The 22935-nt window shown below is 53.6% G+C and carries 15 protein-coding genes; 6 read left to right on the top strand and 9 right to left on the bottom strand.

Translation table 11 applies throughout. The annotated features are described in order from the left end of the window. Positions 1-27: 27 nt before the first annotated feature. A complete protein-coding gene (locus FH871_RS27900; protein ID WP_138994707.1) occupies positions 28-2064 on the bottom strand; it encodes a glycosyl hydrolase in 2037 nt (678 codons plus the stop codon). Positions 2065-2464: 400 nt separating this feature from the next. On the opposite strand from FH871_RS27900, the gene FH871_RS27895 reads away from it, so the two are divergent. The 5 genes from FH871_RS27895 to FH871_RS27875 all read left to right on the top strand — a co-directional run bounded on the left by FH871_RS27895 (position 2465) and on the right by FH871_RS27875 (position 13403). Then, positions 2465-3133: an RNA polymerase sigma factor gene (locus FH871_RS27895; protein ID WP_171062979.1), complete on the top strand. Its 669-nt coding sequence runs from the start codon at positions 2465-2467 to the stop codon at positions 3131-3133. 370 nt (positions 3134-3503) lie between these two features. After that, complete coding sequence (locus tag FH871_RS27890; protein WP_138994705.1) at positions 3504-4577, top strand: FecR family protein; 1074 nt, start codon at positions 3504-3506, stop codon at positions 4575-4577. Positions 4578-4589: 12 nt separating this feature from the next. Further along, positions 4590-8084 (top strand): TonB-dependent receptor, encoded by a 3495-nt coding sequence (locus FH871_RS27885; protein ID WP_138994704.1) that lies wholly within the window; start codon positions 4590-4592, stop codon positions 8082-8084. 32 nt (positions 8085-8116) lie between these two features. Further along, positions 8117-9589 (top strand): RagB/SusD family nutrient uptake outer membrane protein, encoded by a 1473-nt coding sequence (locus FH871_RS27880; RefSeq protein WP_138994703.1) that lies wholly within the window; start codon positions 8117-8119, stop codon positions 9587-9589. A gap of 271 nt (positions 9590-9860) precedes the next feature. After that, positions 9861-13403 carry a VCBS repeat-containing protein gene (locus FH871_RS27875; protein ID WP_138994702.1) on the top strand — a complete coding sequence of 1181 codons (3543 nt, stop codon included), beginning with the start codon at positions 9861-9863 and terminating at the stop codon, positions 13401-13403. Here the strand turns inward: FH871_RS27875 and FH871_RS27870 are convergent. The 6 genes from FH871_RS27870 to FH871_RS27845 all read right to left on the bottom strand — a co-directional run bounded on the left by FH871_RS27870 (position 13390) and on the right by FH871_RS27845 (position 19495). Then, complete coding sequence (locus FH871_RS27870; protein WP_138994701.1) at positions 13390-14268, bottom strand: alpha/beta hydrolase; 879 nt, start codon at positions 14266-14268, stop codon at positions 13390-13392. The two genes, FH871_RS27875 and FH871_RS27870, sit on opposite strands and share 14 nt — an antisense overlap. A 33-nt stretch (positions 14269-14301) precedes the next feature. Continuing rightward, positions 14302-15804 (bottom strand): PQQ-binding-like beta-propeller repeat protein, encoded by a 1503-nt coding sequence (locus FH871_RS27865; RefSeq protein ID WP_171062978.1) that lies wholly within the window; start codon positions 15802-15804, stop codon positions 14302-14304. A 66-nt stretch (positions 15805-15870) separates the two neighbouring features. Then, positions 15871-16695, bottom strand: coding sequence for a glutamate racemase (murI, locus tag FH871_RS27860; protein WP_138994699.1), 825 nt, complete (start codon positions 16693-16695; stop codon positions 15871-15873). A gap of 26 nt (positions 16696-16721) precedes the next feature. After that, positions 16722-17771, bottom strand: a complete 1050-nt coding sequence (locus FH871_RS27855; RefSeq protein ID WP_138994698.1) for an MlaD family protein — start codon at positions 17769-17771, stop codon at positions 16722-16724. Positions 17772-17899: 128 nt separating this feature from the next. Continuing rightward, positions 17900-18676, bottom strand: a complete 777-nt coding sequence (locus FH871_RS27850) for an ABC transporter ATP-binding protein (protein ID WP_138994697.1) — start codon at positions 18674-18676, stop codon at positions 17900-17902. Positions 18677-18679: 3 nt separating this feature from the next. Continuing rightward, the gene (locus FH871_RS27845; RefSeq protein ID WP_138994696.1) at positions 18680-19495 is read right to left on the bottom strand and encodes an ABC transporter permease; all 816 of its coding nucleotides are present in this window, start codon (positions 19493-19495) and stop codon (positions 18680-18682) included. A 199-nt stretch (positions 19496-19694) separates the two neighbouring features. Between FH871_RS27845 and FH871_RS27840 the strand changes: the two genes are divergently transcribed. After that, positions 19695-21044, top strand: coding sequence for a neutral/alkaline non-lysosomal ceramidase N-terminal domain-containing protein (locus FH871_RS27840; protein ID WP_138994695.1), 1350 nt, complete (start codon positions 19695-19697; stop codon positions 21042-21044). Between the two features lie 2 nt (positions 21045-21046). On the opposite strand, the gene FH871_RS27835 is transcribed toward FH871_RS27840, so the two are convergent. Both FH871_RS27835 and FH871_RS27830 read right to left on the bottom strand, forming a co-directional pair. Further along, entirely contained in the window at positions 21047-22159 is a 1113-nt protein-coding gene (locus FH871_RS27835; RefSeq protein ID WP_229317646.1) for an MBL fold metallo-hydrolase, read from the bottom strand. An 82-nt stretch (positions 22160-22241) separates the two neighbouring features. Beyond that, positions 22242-22769 carry a DUF6265 family protein gene (locus FH871_RS27830; protein WP_229317644.1) on the bottom strand — a complete coding sequence of 176 codons (528 nt, stop codon included), beginning with the start codon at positions 22767-22769 and terminating at the stop codon, positions 22242-22244. Positions 22770-22935 lie beyond the last annotated feature (166 nt).

The following is a 22935-nucleotide window of genomic DNA, read 5'->3' as shown; positions in this document are numbered from 1 at the left end:
ACTTTTACCGCAATGGAACCGGCTCCATTAACGCATCCTGTCCACTTTGACAAAAACCGGGCGCTCCGAAACGGCCACCCGAACGGAGCCCGCCGTAAGCGACAGTTTTTGAGAAACACCGTGTTTCTGCTTATCCTGTAACGTAATCAGCGTCGCCGAATTCGGGCTTCCTTTTAGGAAAAGTGGATACTCCTTCACTTCCGAGCCATCCGATGTGGAGCACCAGACGGCGTAAATCCCTTCGCCGGTTGCGGGCTTTTTAAAGGCATACACCCTGACCTTGCTGTTGCCGGTTTCAGCTTCTTCCTGAAAAATAAAACCGTCCAACTGCTCCCGAAGCGTATGTAAATAATACCACGACGGTTTTACGGTTGAATCGCCCACAGCTCCGATCAATCCGCTGTTGTCGAACTGGGTGGTGCCGGTCGTTTTCACATCACGCAGCATAAACATCGCCACGCGGTCCATTCCACCCGCAAAACACGCCAGAAAAGCCCGCACCAGCCACTGACCCTGCACCTCGGGCGTAGGGGCCGCCTGTTTGGTCACCGGGTTGGTGTCCCAGCCGAACTCGGTCATCCAGACTTCTTTGTCGGGCGCATACCGGTCTCTAAAATCGGCAATGCGCTGCATGACGGCCCGCAGATTGTCCTGCTCCGGGCTGATTCCGGTGGTCATGACAGCCTGCCCACCCCCGGCATTGCAGTAATGGTGAACGGTCAGCACATCGAAGACGAACTTCCGGTCTTTACGGTTGTGTTCAAACCAGAACTTCATCGCTTTCAGGTAGTCGACGCTCGGAATCGCAATACCGCTCATCACCAGTTTGGCGTTCGGATCGGCATTTTTAATGCCTTTGTCCGGGCCTATGGTCGATTCGTGACCGTCGTAATCGGCACTCGACATGGCCGCGTATTCATAAGGGCTGAAATAATCGCTGCGGCCACCCCACCAGCCATCGGGTTCGTTCCAGTTTTCGTAGTAATCCAGATACCCCAGTCCCGACACTTTGGGCTGGTTCGGAGCCAGTTTAAGCTGTCGATCCGGCACTTTGGTATGGCCGTAGCGGGCGGCATACTGGAACAGGAGATCCGCATGGGCGGCATACGAAGCCGGATTGGCCGGATCGCTCCCCGGTTTTCCCACGGGCTTATGCCGGGAATGTTTGTCGGGTTCGCCGTTTAGCCACGGCACCGTACCCTGAATGCACGGAAAAACCGTAATCCCTGCGTGCTTCATTTCCCGGTAATACCGGTCAAAGTCAACGCCGGTTTTCAGATTTGGATTCCAGGCCGGAATCTCCCCCGCAGCTTTTTTTGCCGTATCGCTTTTGAGTGTGCTGGGATTCCACTGCGTTGCGTTGTTCGGATAGCCGGGATAACCCCGCGTAAAACCACCTTCGTGGTAATGCCAACTGTGGTATTCCCGCACAATACCGGCCACGGCAACTTTGTCCATCGGATCTCCACAATGGGAGTTGATGCCGATGGTATTCTTCAGAACCGGACCAATACGCGCCGGGGCATTCGCTTTTTCGTTTACCGGAGCCGATTCGACAGGATACCCATAAACCACAATTTCCCGCATATCAGCGTCGGTTTCTTTGGAAATTTGCAGATACCGCGTCCGAATGGATTTGACCGAATGCGTAGTCCAGGCGTTGTTTCTCGTCAGCGGGTCGATCAGCAAGGGCGTCCAGCGGAAGGGAATCCCGTAGTTGATGCGGCAGTTTCCGGCAATCCCGTTGCCGTCGTAGAGATAAACGGTCGTGATGATGTGTTCCCGGCCCAGATCGATCACGGCATTGGCGGGCAAATACCACGACAGTTCTCCTTCCGCCACGTTCACCGACCAGTTGGTGACCCGGTTTCCGGTTGGAGCTTCGCCTTTCGGCCCCTGTTCATCCACCAGAAAACCGGCGTTACCCTTGGCAACCTCATTGATTAGCATTGCCGGCGACAGGGCTATTTTCTCAATTTTATCCACACCAAAGCTGTTATTCGACTTGGTTTGGAACGCCATAGTCAGCAAAAGCAGGAGGTAACACAAACGGTTTGGCTTCATCGTCAATTGAGTCAGGTTCAGAATTATCTGGAAGACAGGCCACCGGCCCCATTCATACTCAGTCTTTCTGCTGTATTACCCGTAGCAATGCCTGACCAGATTGCTTCATTAACTTTTATCAACCTACACTTTATTTGAATAGTACAATATTTCGCAACCTAAAACTGCAAGCCTTCGTAAATCTGCCGGACCTAATAAATGTATTTTTTACATCTATTCGAAAAACCGCCATTCGATATACCAAGCCAGAATGCAGTTTTTATATATTTTTTTGGAAAAAATAGAAAAATCTTTATCTATTTGTGTCACCATTGCGGGTTTAGCGGAGGGCATTAAGCCATTTATTCACAGAAAAATACAATTAGACAAATCAGTTTCAGATTTTTATCATTTCAGGTTGATGGAGACTTCTGTTGAAAATAGGGCAGAAAATGGGGTGTGGAGAAATTTCAGAAATGGAGACTCCAACGCCCTGGCCCAAATTTTCAGGGAGCATTACGACAGCCTGTATTATTACGGAATGAAACTGACCCGGGACGAAGATCTGGTGAAAGATTGCATCCAGAATATGTTCCTGAAACTCTGGAGTCGACGCGACCAACTGGGCGAAATCCGGTATGTCAAAGCATACCTCCTTAAAACGCTGCAACGCCACATCAGCGACGAAGCCGTGGCCTCGGGCAAGAAGAAAAACCTGCAGACCGATCTGGTTTACGAGGTCGATATTACGTTTTCCCACGAAGATTTTCTGATTGCGGCCCAAATTTCCAAAGAACAAGGCGAGGCACTAGCCCGTTTCCTGAACCAACTTTCCAAACGGCAGCGTGAAGCTCTTTTTCTGAAGTTTTACGAAGGATTAGATTACGAAAAAATTGCGGACGTCATGGCGCTGAACGTTCAGTCGGTCCGGAATCTGATTCACCAGAGCCTCAAAAGCCTGAAAGAACACAAAGCCGAATTGATGCCCCCGTCTTCGTCGGCCCTCCGCCCGGTGCTCGACAGTGCCTGTTTCGACGGAAAATACGCCAGCCCGCTTGCGCTACTCATCGCGTATTTTTTTGCCGCCTGATTTCCAATTAGTTGCTTTTGCTTCCAGATTAGCCCACAGTAAAACCCGCTAACCGAAACAGTTTTCGCGCCGTCAGGGGCTTCACAGCGCAGCGTCGGTAGACCAAGATGAATCCTTCTCCCCGCGTGCCGTGAGGTACGCAACAATATCCGAAACATGCAGTCGCGTACCTCACGGCACGCAGGAGTTGGGTGGTAGACTATTCCTACCGACGCTGCGCTGTGAAGCCCCTGACGGGGCACAAAACCGCCGGATCGATCCGCTAAAAAAAGTTTGAGTATATAACCGCTTTTGCGCTGTCCTATAGGCAAAAGAGGAGAAGAACCGGTTTGCCAATCAGCCTTTTTTCGTATTTCCACGCGCTTTCGTCATGCATCAGTCATCCCATTTCATACACTATACCAGCGAAGATTTTGCCACCAACGAATCTTTTCAGGCTTTCGTCTACCGCACGAAGGCTGACGAGATTCACTTTTGGGAGGATTTCATCCGGCAACATCCCGAAAAACAACGCGACATCGACGACGCCATCGAGCTCGTCTCGATGCTGTCTCCCAACAAACTGACCACCTCAGACCCGCACAAAAACCGGGAACTGGAACGGCTGCTGGCGACCATTCGGGCGCATGACAACCCGGCACCAACGATTCCGCTGTGGCCCGATGCGGACGAGAAACCGTGGTTTTACCGCTGGCGGGGAATAGCCGCTTCGCTGGCCGGATTCCTGCTGCTGGCGGCTGCCGGGTATTTCTGGCTGAGCCACTCCCGGAACGACGCCATCCTGCTGCAAACCGCCTACGGTGAAAATGCCACCTTCACCCTGCCCGACAGCTCTGTGGTGACGTTGAACGGCAACACCCAACTGCGATACGCCCCGAACTGGGACGGGAAACACCAGCGGGAAGTCTGGGTGGATGGTGAAGCGTTTTTCGACGTAAAACACAAACGGAACCACGCCCGCTTCGTGGTGCATACGCCGGACCTGGATGTCGAAGTGCTGGGAACCCGGTTCAACGTTTTTAACCGCAATGACAAAACCAACGTCGTGCTCAATTCCGGCAAGGTCAAGGTCAACATCATGTCGGCGAAAGATACCAGCCGGGTGATGATGGTCCCCGGCGAAACGGTGGAATATTTCCGGAAAAACAAAAAGGTGATCAAAAACCAGGTGAATGCCGAAGCCCTGACGTCGTGGCGGAATAAAGTGCTGGTTTTTGAAAACACGCCCCTCTATAAAGTCGGCGAAATGATCGAAGACACCTACGGCGTCGACGTGATTTTCAAAGACAACGTGAAAGCCAACCAGAAACTGGTCGGTACCATTCCGAGTGATAACCTGGATGTGCTGCTAACGGTATTGGCCAAGTCGTCGAACCTGCGCATCAGCCGGAACCATAACCAGGTTGTCATTGAAAACAGCATTCCTTTATCCGATCACCCTTAAGATGTTCACCTTATGAAGCAGAACCGATACACGCTGAGCAAGCTATTGTTGTGCCTGTTCCTCCAGGCCGTCAGTAGCTGGCAGGGATACACATACGCCCAGGTAACGGCTTCCATTGACAACTCACCGGTCGATAAGAAAGTGCTGGCCACCGACCTGCATAAGCCCCTCAAACAGGCACTGAATGAGCTGAGTACGCGGTACAATGCCTCGGTGATCTACAACCTTCAGACAGTCGAGAACAAGTTTGTGACCCGACAAACCCAATCGCCCGCCCGAATTGAGGACGCCCTCCAGAATTTGCTGGGACCACTGAATCTGCATTTCGAGAAGGTCAAAGAACATGTGTATGTGGTGGTGCCGCCCAAAGAAAGCCGCAAAGAAAACCGGCCCGACGGAATCGAAGCCGCCCGAACCACCTCCCTGCCCCTGCTGGACAACAGCCTTTTTAATCCCTTGCAGGCCCGCATGAACACGATGTTGCTGGCCCGCATGGAGCAGAAAACCGCCATTACGGTGCGGGGACGTGTAACATCCGACAACGGCGAGGGCCTTGTGGGCGTGAATGTCATCATTAAAGGCTCCACCACCGGGGTCACCACCGACGGCGAAGGGAACTATACGCTCACGGTGCCGAATGGCAACGGAACCCTGATTTTTTCCTACATCGGTTTTCTCTCCAAAGAAATTCCGATCAACAACCGGTCGGTCATCAACGTGCAGCTCGCGACGGATGAGCGGCTGTTGAGCGAAGTCCAGGTCGTGGGATATGGCACGCAGTCGAAGGCTGAAGTGACCAGTGCCATTGCAACGGTTACCGCCAAAGAAATCAAGGACATGCCGCTCGTTGGGCTGGATCAGGCGTTGCAGGGCCGGGCTTCGGGCGTTCAGGTGACCAACAACACCGGCGCACCGGGCGGAGGGGTTTCCATCCGGATTCGCGGAACGTCGTCATTGGGAGCGGGCAACGAACCGTTGTACGTCGTGGATGGCGTGCCGATCAACAATACGCAGACCTTCAACCAGCAAACCGGCGAAGAACGCATCAACGGGATGTCGAACATCAATCCGGCGGATATCGAGTCGATTGAAATCCTGAAGGATGCCGCTTCAACGTCCATTTACGGGGCGCGGGCAGCCAACGGCGTCGTGCTGATCACCACCAAACGCGGAAAAGCCGGGAAGCAGCAAATTGACCTTACCAGTTATTACGGTTTTTCCAAAGCCACCGGTCGCTACAACGTACTGGGTGCTTCCGACTTTGCCATTTTGTCCAACGAAGGGCTGGCTTCCATCAAAGCCGCACCGGTTTTTACGCAGGCGTTTATCAATAACCCCACCACCAATACCGACTGGCAGGATGCCGTGCTGCGAACCGCTCCAACCGCCAACATCAACATTTCGACCCGGGGCGGCACCGAAAAAACGCAGTATATGCTCAGCGCGGGGTATATGGACCAGCAGGGAATTCTGATCGACTCCCGCTTTAAACGCTACAACCTCCGGGTCAACCTTGATCAACGCATCAATAAAAAAGTAAAAATCGGCAACAGCCTGATGGTGAGCTACACCGATAACAACCGACTGCGGAACAACGGAACGCCCCGGTCCGACGCGGGTGGTAATCACCTCTACGGTTCTCCGGTGTTGACGACAGCCCTGACCCGCAGCCCGGCGACTCCGATTCGGCTACCCAACGGCGAATATTCCTTCGATCCGCTGGCTCCGCTGATTGCCAACCCGGTGGCGATGGCCCTGGCGCAGCACCTCGACAACAAAACCATCCGCTTGATCGGCAACCTGTTTGCTGAGTGGGAAATCATCCGGGGACTCCGTTTCCGGACACAGTTGGGAACCGATGTTCGCTTCGAAAACGAGGATTTTTTCTACGAACCGTTCCAGGCAGCAGTGCAGGGCAACGGAACCGGCACCGGGAGTGTGCGGAACTTCAACGAAGTGTTGTGGCTGACCGAAAACTATTTGACTTATGACTTCGGACTGGGGAAAGACCACAAATTCCAGGCGCTGCTCGGCACCAGTTTTCAGGAGTCGCGGCTGGAAGAAGCGTTTTCGTACGTCGGCGGTTTTGTCAGCAAAAACGTCACGACGCTCAACGGCGGTTCCACCATTCTGACGTCGACCTCAAACGCCGAATCCTGGGGCATTGCGTCGTATTTCGGGCGGTTGAACTACAACTACAAGAGCAAATACCTGCTATCGATCAACGCCCGTCTGGATGGTTCATCCCGGTTTGGGGCCAATAACAAATACGGTTTTTTTCCCTCCGCGTCGGTGGGCTGGAACCTCAGTGAAGAGGAGTTCATGAAGTCGTCTACCACCATCAGCAACCTGAAATTCCGGGCGAGCTACGGCATTACCGGCAACCAGGAGATCGGGAACTACTCCTACATTGGCACCTTCGGCGTTGGTGGAGGAGCCAACACGGGCCGCAATTACCTGAACCGGCTGGGTGCGGTGGCCAACAACATTCCGAACGACGATTTTTCGTGGGAACAAACCGCCCAGTTCAACGTCGGAGCCGATGTCGGTTTCCTGAATAACCGCCTGAGCCTGACCGCTGACTACTACATTAAAACAACGACGGACCTGTTGCTCAACCTGCCGCTGCCCCGCACCTCCGGGTTTAGCTCGACGCTGACCAACATCGGAAAAATGGAGAACAAAGGGTTTGAACTGGGCATCAATACCATCAACCTGAACGGCGCTTTTTCCTGGAGTACGAACCTGAATTTCAGCATGAACCGCAACAAAGTGCTTTCACTGATCGGTGGTCAGGACATTGCGGTCAATGAAGCCACGCTGATTCGGGAAGGCCAACCCATTTCATTCTGGGTATACGAACGGGAGAAAAATGTGAACCCGGAAAACGGCACCGTCGTGATTGTCGATCAGGACAAATCGGGCGGGGCCGTCAACAGCCTCGACCGGGTGATTATGGGCAGTCCGCTCCCGAAACACATCGGCGGTTTGACCAACACGTTCGGTTACAAAGGCTTCGATCTGAACATTTTCTTCCAGTGGTCGTATGGCAACAAGATTTACAACCAGACCCGGAAGTGGATGGAAGGGCTGAACCGCGACCTCAATTCCACGATCGGCTACAACACAACGCAGGTTTCGTTCGACAAACGGTGGCAAAAACCGGGCGACGTCACGGCATATCCGGGGGTGTTCTACGACAACCGAAGCGCCAACAACCTGCTGCCCCACAACGGCTGGCTCGAAGACGGTTCGTACCTGCGCCTGAAAACCCTGACGCTGGGCTACAACCTGCCCCGCAGTGTAACCAGCAAACTCCAGATTGCCTCGGCCCGCCTTTATTTCTCGTCGAACAACCTGCTGACGTTCACCCGCTACAGCGGTTACGATCCGGAAGTGAGCCATTTCACCGGCTCGGGTCTGGGCGGAAACGTGGCGATGGGGTATGACTACGGCACCTTCCCGCAGCCGAAAACCTACACGTTAGGTCTGAACATCTCTTTTTAAGCATTGCCAACTTTTAGATTTCAGCAGTGATCATGAAAAAAATACACAACAAAGGCTATCGGCTGGTGGCTCTTCTTCTGATCGGATTCCTAGTGAATGGCTGTAATACGCTGGATCAGAAGCCCGAGTCGGCACTGGCGCAGGACGGTTTTTACTCGAACGGAACCGATGCCGAATTGGGCCTGATCGGAACCTACAACCGGCTGTTTACCGAAAATCATATCGTTGGAACGTACATGTTACTGGATATGAATTCCGATGACCTGACGACGGCTGCCGGGAAGTTCGGCTACATCATGGAAAACCGGGGCGACATGTCCAGCGTCAACCACGGCACCACCGAATCGTATTTTCAGGCCCCGTGGGTGACCATCGCCAACGCCAACCTCTTTCTGGAAAAGGTGAAGGATATTCCACCGACGGCGTTTGTGGGGGCCACCACGGCCAACGACAAGCGCAAGGATGAAGTGCTGGGCGAAGCCCATTTCATTCGCGGACTGTCGTATTATTACCTGACCATGCTGTGGCGCAATGTGCCGCTGATCCTGAACTTTCCGGCGGGGGCCTTGCCCGAAGACAACCAGATTCCCAATTCGACCCAGCCGGAAGTGCTGGCGCAGGTTGTGAAGGATTTGCAGGTGGCCGAAGCGAACCTTCCCAATTCGATGACGCAGTTTTCGGCCAACGAGCGCCGGGGGCGGGCCAGCAAATGGGCGGCCAAAGGCTTTTTATCGCGGATTCGGTTACAGGAAAAAAACTGGCAGGAAGTCGTGAAGCTGTCGGACGAAATCATCAACAGCGGTCAGTATTCGCTGGTCAATCCGTGGACGACGATGTTTCTGGGCGATCAGAACAGTGGCGAAGCCATTCTCGAAATTCAGGCCGAAGCCGGACCCGGTTTTTTCAACATGGGAATCCACGGCTGGTTTTACGGCAATGGCGAGTTTCGGGCCACCGACGATGCCGTGGCGCAATACGAAAAACCGCGCAAGGATGCGCGGTACGAATACACGATCAAGGACGATAAAGTCTCGAACAAGTTTTTGCCACAGCCGCTTTGGGCCAACGAAGGCATTGCGCGGGCCAACCTCGTGATGTTGCGGTTGGGCGAAATCTATTTCAACAAAGCCGAAGCCCTCAACGAGATCAATTACGAAGCCAACAAGCAGGCGGTTTTGACCATTCTGAATACGTTCCGCGCCCGCGCACAGGATGCCAACTTTGCCAACCGCTTCCGGCCCACCTTGCCCGTCGGCACCACCGGGATTCCGCTGCTGACCCTGGCCGACGTCGATACGCCGGAAAAAATGCGGCAGGCCATCCGCGCCGAAAAACGCCGGGAGTTGATGTTTGAAGGGGTTCGCTGGCTGGATTTGCTGCGCTGGGATCCGGCTTATGCCGCGCAAATCGTCAAAGCAAGCAGCCCGGACCGGCTGTATTTCCCGATCCCCGAAAACGAGATTCTGCTCAACAAAGGCGTTCTGAAGCAGAATCCGGGTTGGTAAAACAGGGTTAGCCTCTAAAGCTTTGTACGTGTCCAACTTACCCCGGAGGGGTAGAATGTTAATAGGAAAAAGCTTATCTATCTTTTAGCCCCGGCAGTGTCGTCCTAACGTTGTTAAATGAATTTAGAACGCCCCTGCCGGGGCTTAGTAATCGATCTCACTTGGTTCTTCTATTAACATTCTACCCCCCCGGGTAAATCGGACACGCACAAAACTCCTGCAAGCGTAGCCGTTAGTTTTTGTTCGATGCAAGCCGTACTACTAATTGGATATGCGCAGTCTGTTTTCTACCGGTTTTTGTTTGCTCTGCTGGTTACTGTTCCTCTTTTCCTGCCAAAACCGGAACGAAGAAACGCCCCTTTTCGAGCTGGTTCCCGCCGGGAAAACCGGTATTCAGTTTGCCAACACCATCACTGAAAATGATTCCGTCAATCTGATCGATTACGAATACGTCTACAACGGCGGGGGCGTCGCCGTGCTGGATGTCAACCTCGACGGTCTGCCGGATCTCTTTTTCAGCGGCAACATGGTGCCCAGCCGACTGTATCTTAATCAGGGAAATCTGACGTTCAAAGACATCACCGAATCCGCCGGCATCCGGGGCGACAACTGGGCGACCGGCGTGGCCGTAGCCGACATCAACGGTGATACCTATCCCGATTTATACGTTTGTTCGGCGGGGGTGTATGGCGAATTGCGCCAGACCAACCGGTTGTATATCAACAACCAAAACGGAACGTTCACCGAACGGGCGGCCCAATACGGCCTTGCTTACACCGGCTTTTCCACCATGGCGGTTTTTCTGGATTACGACCGCGACGGCGACCTCGACCTTTTCATTGCGACCTACGCCAACGAAACCTGGGACACCAGCGTCATTCACCCCAAAATAACCGATGGCTCCGGCAAAAGCGCGGACAAACTCTTCCGCAACAACGGCAACGGGCGTTTTACGGACGTGTCGAAACAGGCCGGGCTGCTGGTCGATGGCTACGGCCTGGGCGTGGCCGTCTGCGACATCAACAACGACCACTGGCCCGACCTTTACGTCTCCAACGATTATGTGGACGATGACTTCATTTACCTCAACAACCAGAATGGCACCTTCACCGAAAGCGCGGCTAAATACCTGAAACACACCAGCAATTTTGCGATGGGTAACGACGTAGCCGATGTCAACAACGACGGTTTGCCCGACATCCTGGTGGTCGATATGCTGCCCGAAGACAACGAACGGCAGAAGCTGTTTAGCGGGGCCAAAAATTACGACAAATTCATGATGACGCTGGCGCAGGGCTATTTGCCGTCGTACATGCGCAACACGCTTCAACTCAACAACGGCAACGGCACCTTCAGCGAAATCGGGCAACTCGCCGGGGTGCATGCCACCGACTGGAGTTGGGCACCCTTGCTGGCGGACTTCGACAACGACGGTTATAAGGACCTGTTTATCAGCAACGGCTATCCGAAAGACATCACCAACCGCGACTTTTCGGTCTATAACAAATATGCCGCTTCGCCTGACGCCCCCAACCGGCTACCCGAAAACCAGCACGAGCAGCACCGCATCATGCTCCGCGCCGTCGATGAATTGCAGGGGTCCAAACTTCAGAATTACGTTTTTCGGAACAACGGTGGCGACCGACCGGGTGGCGACCTGACCTTCACCAAAAAATCCGACGCCTGGGGGCTGCGCGAGTTGAGTTTTTCCAACGGAGCTGCCTACGCCGATCTGGACAACGATGGCGATCTGGATCTGATTATCAACAACATCGACGACCCGGCTTTTATTTACAAAAACCGCGCAAACGAACTGAAAAAACATCATTTTCTGCGAATGAAACTCATTGGTGACTCGCTCAATACCGCCGGTCTGGGTGCAAAAGTGTGGGTATATGCGGGTAAAAATGGAGTGCAGTACCTGGAAAATTCGCCCTATCGCGGTTTTCAGTCGAGCGTGGAATCGATATTGCATGTTGGGCTGGGAGCGAACCCCGTGGCCGACAGCGTCGTGGTTCGTTGGGCAGACGGTCGGCAGACGGTTTTGCGGGATGTAAAAGCCAATCAGGTCTTGACCATCCGGCATCAGGACGCGGTTGCCAAGCCGGTTTTACCGGCAAAACCAGGGCCGGTTTTGTTTGAGGAGGTGGCGGCCCGTTTGGGAATCGATTTCAAACACCAGGAAACTGAGTACGCCGACTTTAAAGTGGAGCATCTGTTGCCCCACAAATTTTCGCAGAGCGGCCCCGGTATCGCGGTGGGCGATGTCAACGGCGACGGGCGATCCGACTTTTTTGTGGGCGGTTCGGCGGGTCATGCCGGTACGTTTTTTCTCCAAACCGCCGACGGCCGGTTTACCGGAAAAACCTTCGATCAGGACGTCATGTACGAAGATACGGGCACGCTGCTTTTCGACGCCGACAGTGACGAAGACCTCGATCTGCTGGTGGTCAGCGGCAGCAACGAGCAGATGGCCGGGACGAGTTATTACCAGTCCCGACTGTATCGAAACGACGGCAAAGGAAATTTCAGCCGGGATTTGGCGGCCTTGCCCCGCATGACCGACAGCGGTTCCTGCGTCGTTGCGGCTGATTATGACCACGACGGCGACCTCGATCTGTTTATTGGCGGGCGGGTTTATCCGGGCAAATATCCGTTACCGGCCAGAAGTTACCTTCTGCGGAATGAGGGCGGGAAATTCAGGGATGTCACCGAAAAAGCTGGCGGCCAGGCGTTGAGTCGGATCGGCCTGGTGACGGCGGCTTTGTGGACGGATTTCGATAACGACGGTCAAATCGACCTGATGGTGGCCGGGGAGTGGATGCCGGTAACATTTTTCAAAAATGACAAAGGGCGGTTTACCAACGTCGCTAATTCGATTGGATTGCAGAACACGACCGGCTGGTGGAACAGCCTCGCCAGCGGAGATTTCGACAACGACGGTGATACCGATTACGTACTCGGCAATTGCGGACGGAACAGCCGCTACCAGCCCACCGCCAACGAACCGATTGCCGTCTACGCAAAGGATTTCGACCAGAACGGCACGCTGGACCCGGTTTTGACGTATTACCTTCATGGAAAACAACAGGTGACACACGCCCGCGACGAGCTGATCGGCCAGATGACGTTTATGCGAAAGCGCTTCCTGAAATACGCCGACTACGCCAAAGGAACGTTTGCCGATGTGTTCACGAAAGACGAACTGACCGGCGCGTATGTGTTAACCTGCGAACGGTTTGAAAGCGTTTACCTGCAAAATGAAGGTCACGGGAAGTTTACGTTGAAACCGCTGCCGACGCAGGCCCAGTTTGCTCCGCTCTTCGGAATGACGAGCCTGGATGTGGACCAGGACGGCAATCTGGACCTGCTCGCCGTCGGCAATTCTTACGCAACGGAAGTGACCATCGGGCGGTATGACGCGGGAATCGGCTTGTATCTGAAAGGCGACGGCAAAGGCAACTTCGCGCCCGTTCCAGTCACCCAAAGCGGTTTTTCAGCGACCGGCGATGCCAAAGGGCTGGCGACGTTGCCAACCCGAACCGGTCAGAATCTGGTTTTGGTGACGCAGAATGCCGGGCCACTGCTGGCCTTTGCCCAGCTTATCCGCAAAAGCCAGCGGGTCATTCCGTTGCAATCAACCGATGCCTGGGCAGAAATTACGCTGGCGAACGGGCAGAAACGGAAGCAGGAATTACCGTATGGCTCGACGTATTTATCGCAATCGGCACGGACGCTGGTGGTTCCGGAAGGGGCGGTTTCGGTTACGATCTATTCGTTTTCCGGGAAGCCCAGACGAATTACGGTTTCATAAACCCGAATCGACGTAGAAAATCGTCCGTTTTCGTCAGGATTCCTTCATCAAACAACCGGGCATAATGCGGATCAGGATCGCCCAGATAATGCTGCCGCCCTTCATATTTGTAAATTTCCATGTGATTCCCCAACGCCCGCATCTCGTCAGCAAAAAAACTGACCGTCCAGAAGTCAACCACATGATCAGCCACGCCGTGAAAAGCGATAACCGGCGGCATTTTAGACTTTACATTATGCGCCGGTGAAATGCTCCAGATTTGAGCCCGCTTGTTGCCCAGCAAGCGGTCGCACCACGGATCGAGCGTGTTGACCGTTCCCGACCATGAAATGATGGCATTCGGTGCCGGGCTAACCCGGAGATTATCTTTCGGATCATTGGGCGCGTCGAGCATGGCGGCACACAAAATCAGTTGGCCGCCCACCGATTGACCACCCGCGACAATTTTATCGGAATCAACCCCGTAGTCTCTGGCGTGTTCGCGCAACCACCGCATAGCCGACCGTACGTCGATCACGCAGTCGATGGGCGTAACGGTTTTATCCGGATTATTGCCGGTGTCCGTAACCAGCCGGTATTGAAACGAGATGGCGACAAAGCCGAGGTTCGCATAGCGTTTACAGGCGTTGAAAAACTCGTCCGGTTTGCCGAATGCCCACCCGCCACCGTGGAAAAATGCCAGGGCGGTATTGCCCGTTTTTCGGAGTGTCGACGGTTTATAAAAGACATGCGCCGTTAATTGAACCGTATCGACGGTTTTATAGATTTTTCGGGCATAAACCACGGAATCATAGGCCGTTTGGGCGCGGCTAAAACCCGAACTGAAAAGAAAGAAAGCAAATGCCGTTGCGAGGTATGTCTTCATCAGAAAATTAATTTCGCGCGAATTATTGATGGATCACCGAAAAATCCCGTCATGATGGCTGCCCATATATCCCCCCCAAATCCGGTTCTGCTGAACCGGCACCGCTAGTTTCAGCTTATTGATTTTCAACCCTTTTTTCTGCTTAACCGACAGCAGATCAACCGGGTCAATTTCGTGGGCATAAACCAGATCGAGCAGCCCGTCGGCGTCCAGATCACCGAGCCAGGGCGTGCTGGCGACGTTGGCCCCGTATTGCCGCTTACTGATTTGGTACGTCGTGTCGTTGTGGAAGTCGATCACCATCAACTGGTTGCTGATGGTGGAAAAGTGGTTGTAGTTCAGGCTCAAAAGTGCATCGTCAAAACCGTCCCGGTTGTAATCGAACGCCAGTGGGCTGCTCTCCTGAAAGCTGCCGAGCGAATCCTGAAAAGCAATCCGGCCGGTTTTTCCGTTCACCATCAGTTGCACCGACCGGTTCAGGTTCGGCCAGGTGCCGATGCCGTAGTTCGTAAAAAAATCCGGTATGGCATCATCTGTGAAATAACCGACCGCCAGGGAGCAGTACGCTTCGGTTTTTGGAATTGTCACCCGCCAGAGTACCTGTTCTGTCGCGCCGTCGATGGCAATCATCCGGCCGTTAACGGCGTTGGCGATGATGTCTACAATACCGTCCTGCGTAATGTCTGCCAGAACCGGCGGAGCTACAAAGCCCTTCTCCTGCCCCGACTCCAGCCGCGTTGCCTTCGACAAGTCGTTTTTCATCAAATCTGCGACCGAAGCTTTATACAGGCTGCCTTCCAGCGTCTCCCCGCCCGTACCAAAAATAAGGGAAAGGTTTCCATCCTTCTTAAAATCAGCCACAACCACCGACATATAGATCTCAAAACCGTCGGGCATCACGGCCGCAGCGAGTCGTTTTCCGGTGGCGCTGCTCAACACCAGCAACCGGCCCGGCGGGCGTTTCGGATCGTGGGGCAGCGCTTTGACATACCCACCGGCCGCAACCACCAACTCCTCGAAACCGTCACCGTCCTGATCGGGAATAAACTGCGGACTGAAGAAATTGTAGGTACCGGAATCACTTTCGGAGCGGTTGTCCGAATTCGTGAAATAGTCCCAGATCACCGCGCCCGATTCGCCGTCGATGGCTTTGAACTCGGCGGCTCGCCCACCGATGAATACGTCGGGAATGCCGTCGCCGGTGATGTCGCGAAAGCGCGGAGAGCCGAAAATCTGGTCCCGCGCCCGGACATTCCAGAGCAACTGGCCGGTGGCTCCATCGACGGCTATAATGGCAGAATCGCTCGTCTTGAATTCGATGCCGCCCGCGCCCATGACCAGATCCAGAATACCATCGTTGTTGAGATCGGCCAGTCGGGGCGATGAAAGCGTCCCCAACCCTTTGAAAACCGTTGCCCACTCCTCCCGTTTGACCGCCTTCGGTTTTGGCTTCATGAACTGATACGCCACCAGCAGAACCGTCGCTACGGCGATGAAGGCCAGAAGCAGGAAAAGGGGGCGTCGTTGGGGCGTCATTGCTGTCAGGAATCCGGAAGATCGGCTATACGAAAGACGGTTCAGCGCGTCTTTTATACTCATTTCCTATAACGTCAACCGCTCCGCCCGCACCGGCTTTCCCCAGAACAGCCCGGCTTTCTGTTCAAATTCTTCCGCCGAATCCGTGGTATAAAAGGTCAGTGTCTGCCCTTTGCTGCATTGGGCGTCGATTTCCGGGTGGCGTTGTAAGTAATCCTGCAAGCTGTTGGCCACAATGTCGCCCTGACTCAAAATCGTCAGATTTTCAGGAGCGAATTGTCGAATTTTGGGGAGTAAGAGCGGGTAATGCGTGCAGGCCAGTAAAAGCGTATCGATGGCCGGCGATTGCTGCAACAGCCGGTCGAGGTGTTTCTGAACGAAATAATCGGCACCAGGGCCGTTGTGTTCGCCATTTTCGACCAGCGGCACCCACATCGGGCAGGCTTCCTGATAGACCTTCAAATTCGGAAAAAACTTTTCGATTTCCACCATATACGACTCCGACGTCACCGTTCCGCGCGTGGCCAGAATTCCGATGTGACCGGTTTTGGAATACGTTCCAATGACCTCCGTCGTAGGCCGGATGACGCCTAAAACCCGACGATCGGAAGCGATTTTTGGCAAATCGAGCTGTTGAATATTGCGCAACGCCTTGGCGGAAGCCGTGTTACAGGCCAGAATGACCAGCCGACACCCTTTATTGAACAGGTGCTGAACACATTCCAGCGTGTAATGATAAACGGTTTCGAACGAACGCGTGCCGTAGGGCGTGCGGGCGTTGTCGCCCAGATAAATATAATCGTACTGCGGCAATTGCTGAACAATCGACTTCAGGACCGTCAGGCCCCCGTAGCCGGAGTCGAACACGCCAATGGGTTGGGTTGCTACCATACCCCAAAGATACGGTTTCCGTGCCGTTACTTCCGCACGCTCGTGTCGGGTGTAATGGTGGCGGCTGTTGCAGCCGCTTCTTTTTGTTTGGCCTGCTCTTTGGCCCGGCGCCGGAAAAAACCGCGCAGCAGGAAGTTGTGCTGCAAGGCTTCCAGGTTTTCGTCGAGTTTGTAGCTGCTGCTTTCCAGATTCTGGATCGTATTTTTCAGGTTCTTATTCACGGCCTGGTCGTTGAGCAGAATTCCGATGGCGTTGTCGCTGCTGTTGAGTTTATCGCTCGCCCGCTTGACGTTCTCCGTCGCTTCGGCGGCCGTTCCCGACACCTGCCGCAGCTTGGCCGACGACATCCGCAGGTCGTGGAAAATAACCGTGTCGGACACCAGATCGCTGGCCAACGTGCCTTTTGTGTTCAGTTTACCGGCATACTGGTTCAGGGAGTTCGACACCTGGCTCAGCGATTTGGTGGCCTGAGCCGCCCCGCTCGAAGCTATCTGGAGATTAGCCATCGTATTTTTAAAGCGATTGGCCATCGTAGAATCCCGCAAAACCGCCCCTGCCATGCCTTTTCCTTTCAATACTTCGTCCAGAATTTTTTTGGCATCGGAGGTGACGCGCAGCAGGTTGTTATTGTTTTGCTGGAGCGTCGCCATGATTTCATCCGTATTCAGAGCGGCTTTGGCGTGCAGAATATCGCCGTCTTCTACGGTTCCCGCCTTCATGCTGCCGCCAACGATTTCCACGATTTTATTTCCAATCAACCCGTCGGTGCTCAGGGCGGCCAGTGCATCTTTGCGGATATACTGCTGACTCGATTCCTCGATGTTCATGGTCACTTCGACCTGCGAATTTCCGTAGAACTGAATCCGTCGAACGGTTCCGATTTTCACACCGGAAAACCAGACATTTGCACCGGCCTGCAACCCGCCGACGTTGTCAAAAATCGCGTTCACACGAATGCTTTTGACAAACCGCTTTTGCTGCCCGCCCAGCACCATGATTCCGGTAACCAGAATGACAATGCCGATTAACACAAAAATCCCGACGGTGATGGCCCGCTTATTTTCTGCCGCTTTCATTGAGTCTCTTTTTTGAGGTATGGATTAGTTTCTGGTTTAGTGTTTATGTTTTGTCATTTTTAATGACAAGTATCTGTACAACAGAAATTTATTCAACAACAAACCCTAAACTTCAAACAGATTAACCATTAATTAACAAAGTTGTATTCATAGAACTGTTTTGCACGCTCATCGTTCGAATCTTCAAAAACTTCCTCGAACGTACCCTGCCGTTCAAACCGGCCATCGAGCAACATCGCAATACGATCGCCGACGGTTTTGGCACAGGTCAGGTCGTGGGTAATGATAATCGACGAGGTATTGTGGCGCTCCTGCACCTCGTTGATGAGGTTGTTGATTTCGTTGGACGTAATGGGGTCCAGACCCGCCGTGGGTTCGTCGTACAGCATAATCTCCGGTTTCAAGATCAGCGTCCGGGCAATGCCGATCCGCTTGCGCTGCCCGCCCGACAGTTGCGATGGCATCTGGTTGATGGTTTGACTCAGTCCAACATCCTCCAGGGCTTGCTCAACGGCCTTGTCGATGTCGCTGCGACTCAGATTCCGCACATTCCGGATCAGCGGAAATTCGAGGTTCTCGCGAACGGTCATGCTGTCGTACAGGGCGCTGTTCTGAAAGGAAAACCCCAGCTTTAGCCGCAAAGCATCCAGTTCCCGCTTGTTGAGTTTTGCCACGTCTTCGCCCAGCACATTCACCGTGCCTTCATCCGGCTCCAGCAAACCGGCAATAATCTTGATCAGAACCGACTTGCCCGTTCCTGAGCGACCCAGTACCACCAGGTTTTCGCCCTGGTACAGATCCAGATCGACCCCACGCAGGACGTGCAAATCGCCGAACGAAATTTTCAGGTCCCGAATCACAATGACGGACTCTTTCGGGTGATTAACCGATTTTTTCGTGTTCATGCGTTACGCAGCGCGAATGGCATTGATGATTTGGAGGAACAACAGTTCTTCGATAAAAACCAGGAACATCGACGTAACCACCGAGGCATTGGCCGCTTTTCCGACCCCTTCCGTCCCTTTCGACGAATTGTAGCCTTTGTAACAGCCAACAATGCCGATGGTAAACCCGAAAATAAGGGCCTTCACAACGGTGGAGTTGATATCCAGAAAAGTAATCGAACTGAAAAAGGTTTCAATGAAAGACATGAAACTGGTTTTTTCGTTCTGGGCAACATTGACATAGGACCCCATTACGCCCAGAAAAACGAAGAACATCGCCAAAACCGGTATCATAAACGTGGTGGCAATGACCCGGGTAACAACCAGAAATTTGAACGGATTGGTACCCGAAACTTCCATCGCTTCGATCTGCTCCGTTACACGCATGGAACCCAGTTCAGCCCCGATGTTGGAGCCTACCCGCCCGGAAGCAATCAGGGCCGTTACCAACGGAGCCAGTGCCCGAACCAACGCAATGGAAATCAGCGAGGGAAGCCACGAAGTGGCTCCAAAGGTGGCCAGCGACGGCCGCGACTGGTTGGTAAACACAATGCCGGTGATGAAACCCGTCAGCGAGATCAGCGGCAGCGAACGAACGCCCACCTCGTAACATTGCCGGACAATTTCCTTTCCTTCGTAGGGCGGAACAAAAACTTCCTTAAAAAATTGCCCGACAAACGACGCGACGTCGCTGAGAGCGAGAAACATGCGGTCGAGCCGCCGGGAAACGACCGGTTTAGGGGTGGTATCCGTTTTCGATGGGGTTGTGCTGGCTTGCATCCGTAAAAATAATCACCTGGGGTGTTAAACGGTTTATTCGTTAAAATTTAGGGTTTTACACGGTTGAATGCATTGGAAATCAAGAAAATAATTTGACTGTACCGGGTACCCATATCAGCTAAACGATAAACTAATTTTAGCTATTAACTGGATTTGAGGATACAAGGTTAGATTTTGTTAGATTTGGGATTCAAAAATCATGAAATACTTCCGTATCTTCTTCAAAGTGCTGTTGGGTCTGGTTGCGGCCATTCTCCTGTTTTTAGCCGTCAGCCTGGCACCCGTCGATGATGAGCCGTATCGGAAAACCGACTATTACCGGTATACGCGGCAACAACTGCTGGACCTGGCTCCTCCACCCAATCCGCAGACGGGTTTGCGGGCGGGCTGGGCGAAAACCAACCTGACGCCCCCGTTCACCACGCCGACGGGCGGTTACGGGGCCCGAAGAGGCCAGCACTGGTCAACGGTCAGCGATTCCATTTATGTCCGGACCATCGTTCTCAGCAACGGCGGCACCAAAGTAGCCATTATTGCGCTGGATTTACTCATCACGCCCCCCACCGTAACCGAGCAACTTAAAAAAAGATTGCCGGAAATCGGATTTCAGTGGGATCAGGTGTTCACGGGTGCCATTCACAGCCACAACAGCCTGGGCGGCTGGGCGCCCGGTCTGGTCGGCGAACTGTTTGCGGGCGACTTTGACCAACGCGTAGTCGATCACATTACGGATATCATTCTGAAATCCATTGTGCTGGCGGAGAAGCAGATGGCTCCGGTGGAAGTAGGCTTTTCGCAATTCGACGCCCCCGATCTGGTGTATAACCGGATGAATCAGGAGGGGAAAGTGGATGCCAATGTGCGGCTTTTGAAACTCAAAAAAAATACCGGCGAATCGGCCCTCCTCTGTACGTTCGGGGCACACGCTACGATTTTCCGGGCGGCCGATTATCAATACCTCAGCCGCGATTATCCGGGCGCATTGGTGGACCGACTGGAAAAGCAAACCGGCACCTTTGTGGCCTTCATGGCCGGATCGGTGGGCAGCACCGGGTCGAAAACCACGCCGGGGAAAGACGAATTTGCCACCATCCGAACCTACGCCGATACATTGACCGCACGGATTCTGCCGATATTGCCCCAGTTCAAAACCCAGCCCGACAGCACGCTGGAAATTCTGACCTTGCCCCTGCAACTGCGCGAACCCCAGGCCCGTGTCATGGAAGGCTGGCGGGTGCGCGGCTGGCTGTTTCATTCGGTTTACGGCGACTATCCTTCCGATCTGAAGGCGTTGCGCATCGGTCAGACGGTTTTGCTCGGCACGCCCTGCGATTTCTCGGGCGAGCTGGTGGCCGAACTCCGGCAGGAAGCCGACCGGAAAGGTTTCCAGTTGATGGTTACGAGTTTCAACGGCGGCTATGTCGGTTACATTACGCCCGACCAGTATTACCACAAAAATTCGTACGAGACCCTAACGATGAACTGGTTCGGGCCGGAAAACGGGGCGTATTTTGTGGAAATGATGAAAGGCTTGGTGGATCGCTTATAGAGTTAGGGCATGGTTTCCCACCACCGCCCGGTCGGAACCGTCGAGCCCAGAACGACCACTTCGCCAATCCGGGGCGTGGCGACTTTGGTGCCCAGTTCGGCCGACTTTTTCATCAGACGCTGAATGGGATCACGCCAGGTGTGCAGGGCCAGATTGAATTTTCCCCAGTGAATCGGAATGAGCAAATCGGCTTTTACATCCAGTTGAGCCTGAGCCGTTTGTTCCGGCATCATGTGAATATCGATCCAGTCTTCGTTGTAGGCACCACATTCCAGCAAAGCAACGTCGAACGGACCGTATTGTTCGCCGACGGTTTTCAGACCCGGATAATAACCCGTATCGCCCCCGTAATACACCCGTTTCTGCGTCCCCAGCAAGGCCCACGAACACCATAACGTGCCGTTTCGGTTGGTCAGGCTACGCCCGGAGAAATGCCGCGCCGGGGCACACACCAGCGTCAGATCACCGAATTTAGTGGATTCATGCCAGTCCAGCTCCGTAATCTGATCGGGCGCAATGCCCCATTTTTCCAGATGCGCACCCACGCCCAGCGGCACGAAAAACCGGTTTACTTTTCCTTTCAGTTTTGTAAAGGTCTCGTAATCCAGGTGATCGTAATGGTCGTGCGACAGCACAACGGCGTCTACCGGCGGCAGTTCATCGACGTCCATGTAATGATCAAAAGGAAACCGCTTGGGGCCACTGAAGGACGCAAACGACGCCCGTTCGCTAAAAACCGGGTCCGTCAGCAAGGTTTTTCCCTGAATCCGAATCAACAAAGATGAATGCCCAAACCAGCTAATGGCGACCTGCTCGGGTCCGCCGTTGCCTTCAAAAACCGCCTGGTCGAACGGGATGGTTTGGATGGTATCGGTCGGCTCGGCCCCCGGCACACCCGTCAGCATTTTCCAGGTGGCGGATATCATTTTTCCTGCCGACATATCGAGGCTGGTCGGCACCAGATTCTGAAACGTGCCGTCTTTAAAATTGGGGGAAGCCTGCATGCGCTTCAGCCGCTCGCCCGCCGGATTTTCGCCGAACTGGGGAGCAAAATTCACAAACGCAACGGCGGCAATAACCAGGAGAATGAGGAGAGAAACAAGAATAAGGGCCATTCTTTTTAAGACTTTTTTCATGCAGGGGTGTTGCTCAGCATTGGGCTTCACGTCACAACACCCCGGCCCTTTGGGGAGTTCCTCAACGAACCCGGTCAAACACAAACAAATCGGCGAAAACCCACTTGCCGTCTTTCTGATTGCCGCGTTGAATCACCAGTTGGTTGTCCGAGCGTTTTTCGTAGATAATCCGGATCGAGCCGTCTGATTTCTCAAACAAGGCCTGGTTCTTTTTGGCTTCGATGAACGAATACCGGTCGGATACGTCTTTTTCTTCGGAACCGATCAAACCCGGTTTGAAGTGTTTGACCAGCACAATCGGCCCTTTTTCGGTCTGCTCAAAGATCAACAGTTCGTACATCGTCACTTTGTTGTCTTTCATCATGCGCATAAAACCGGCCAGGTTGTCGCCCTGCGGAGCGGCCCAGGCGGCATCAATCGGCCCGCCGTTGAAGGTTCCTTTCCAGCGGCCTTCCATAAAGCTGACATCCGCCAACGAGCCGGTTTGGGCCTGAGCCGCCTGGCTGACAACGAAATAGAGTGCTATTAGAATGGCAAAAGGAATGGAATCGCGCAAGGTGCCGAAGCGGAAATTTCTAAATCGGTTCATGGGAATAGGTTTTGTTGATCGGCAAGATACGCATCACGGCTTAAAGAGAAAAGACGGGCGAAAAAAGACCATTCACTCCCCCCTAACTGGTCTTTATGCTTTCGTCTCACTTCTTTCATCTCATTTGCTTTTTTGCGTACGCCTGTAGACCTTGCCTTCCGTAAAA

The sequence above is a fragment of the Larkinella sp. C7 genome (assembly GCF_006149005.1).
Taxonomy (GTDB): Bacteria; Bacteroidota; Bacteroidia; order Cytophagales; family Spirosomataceae; genus Larkinella.
Note: the sequence above shows the minus strand (reverse complement) of the source record. Positions and strands in the feature narration are given on the sequence as shown.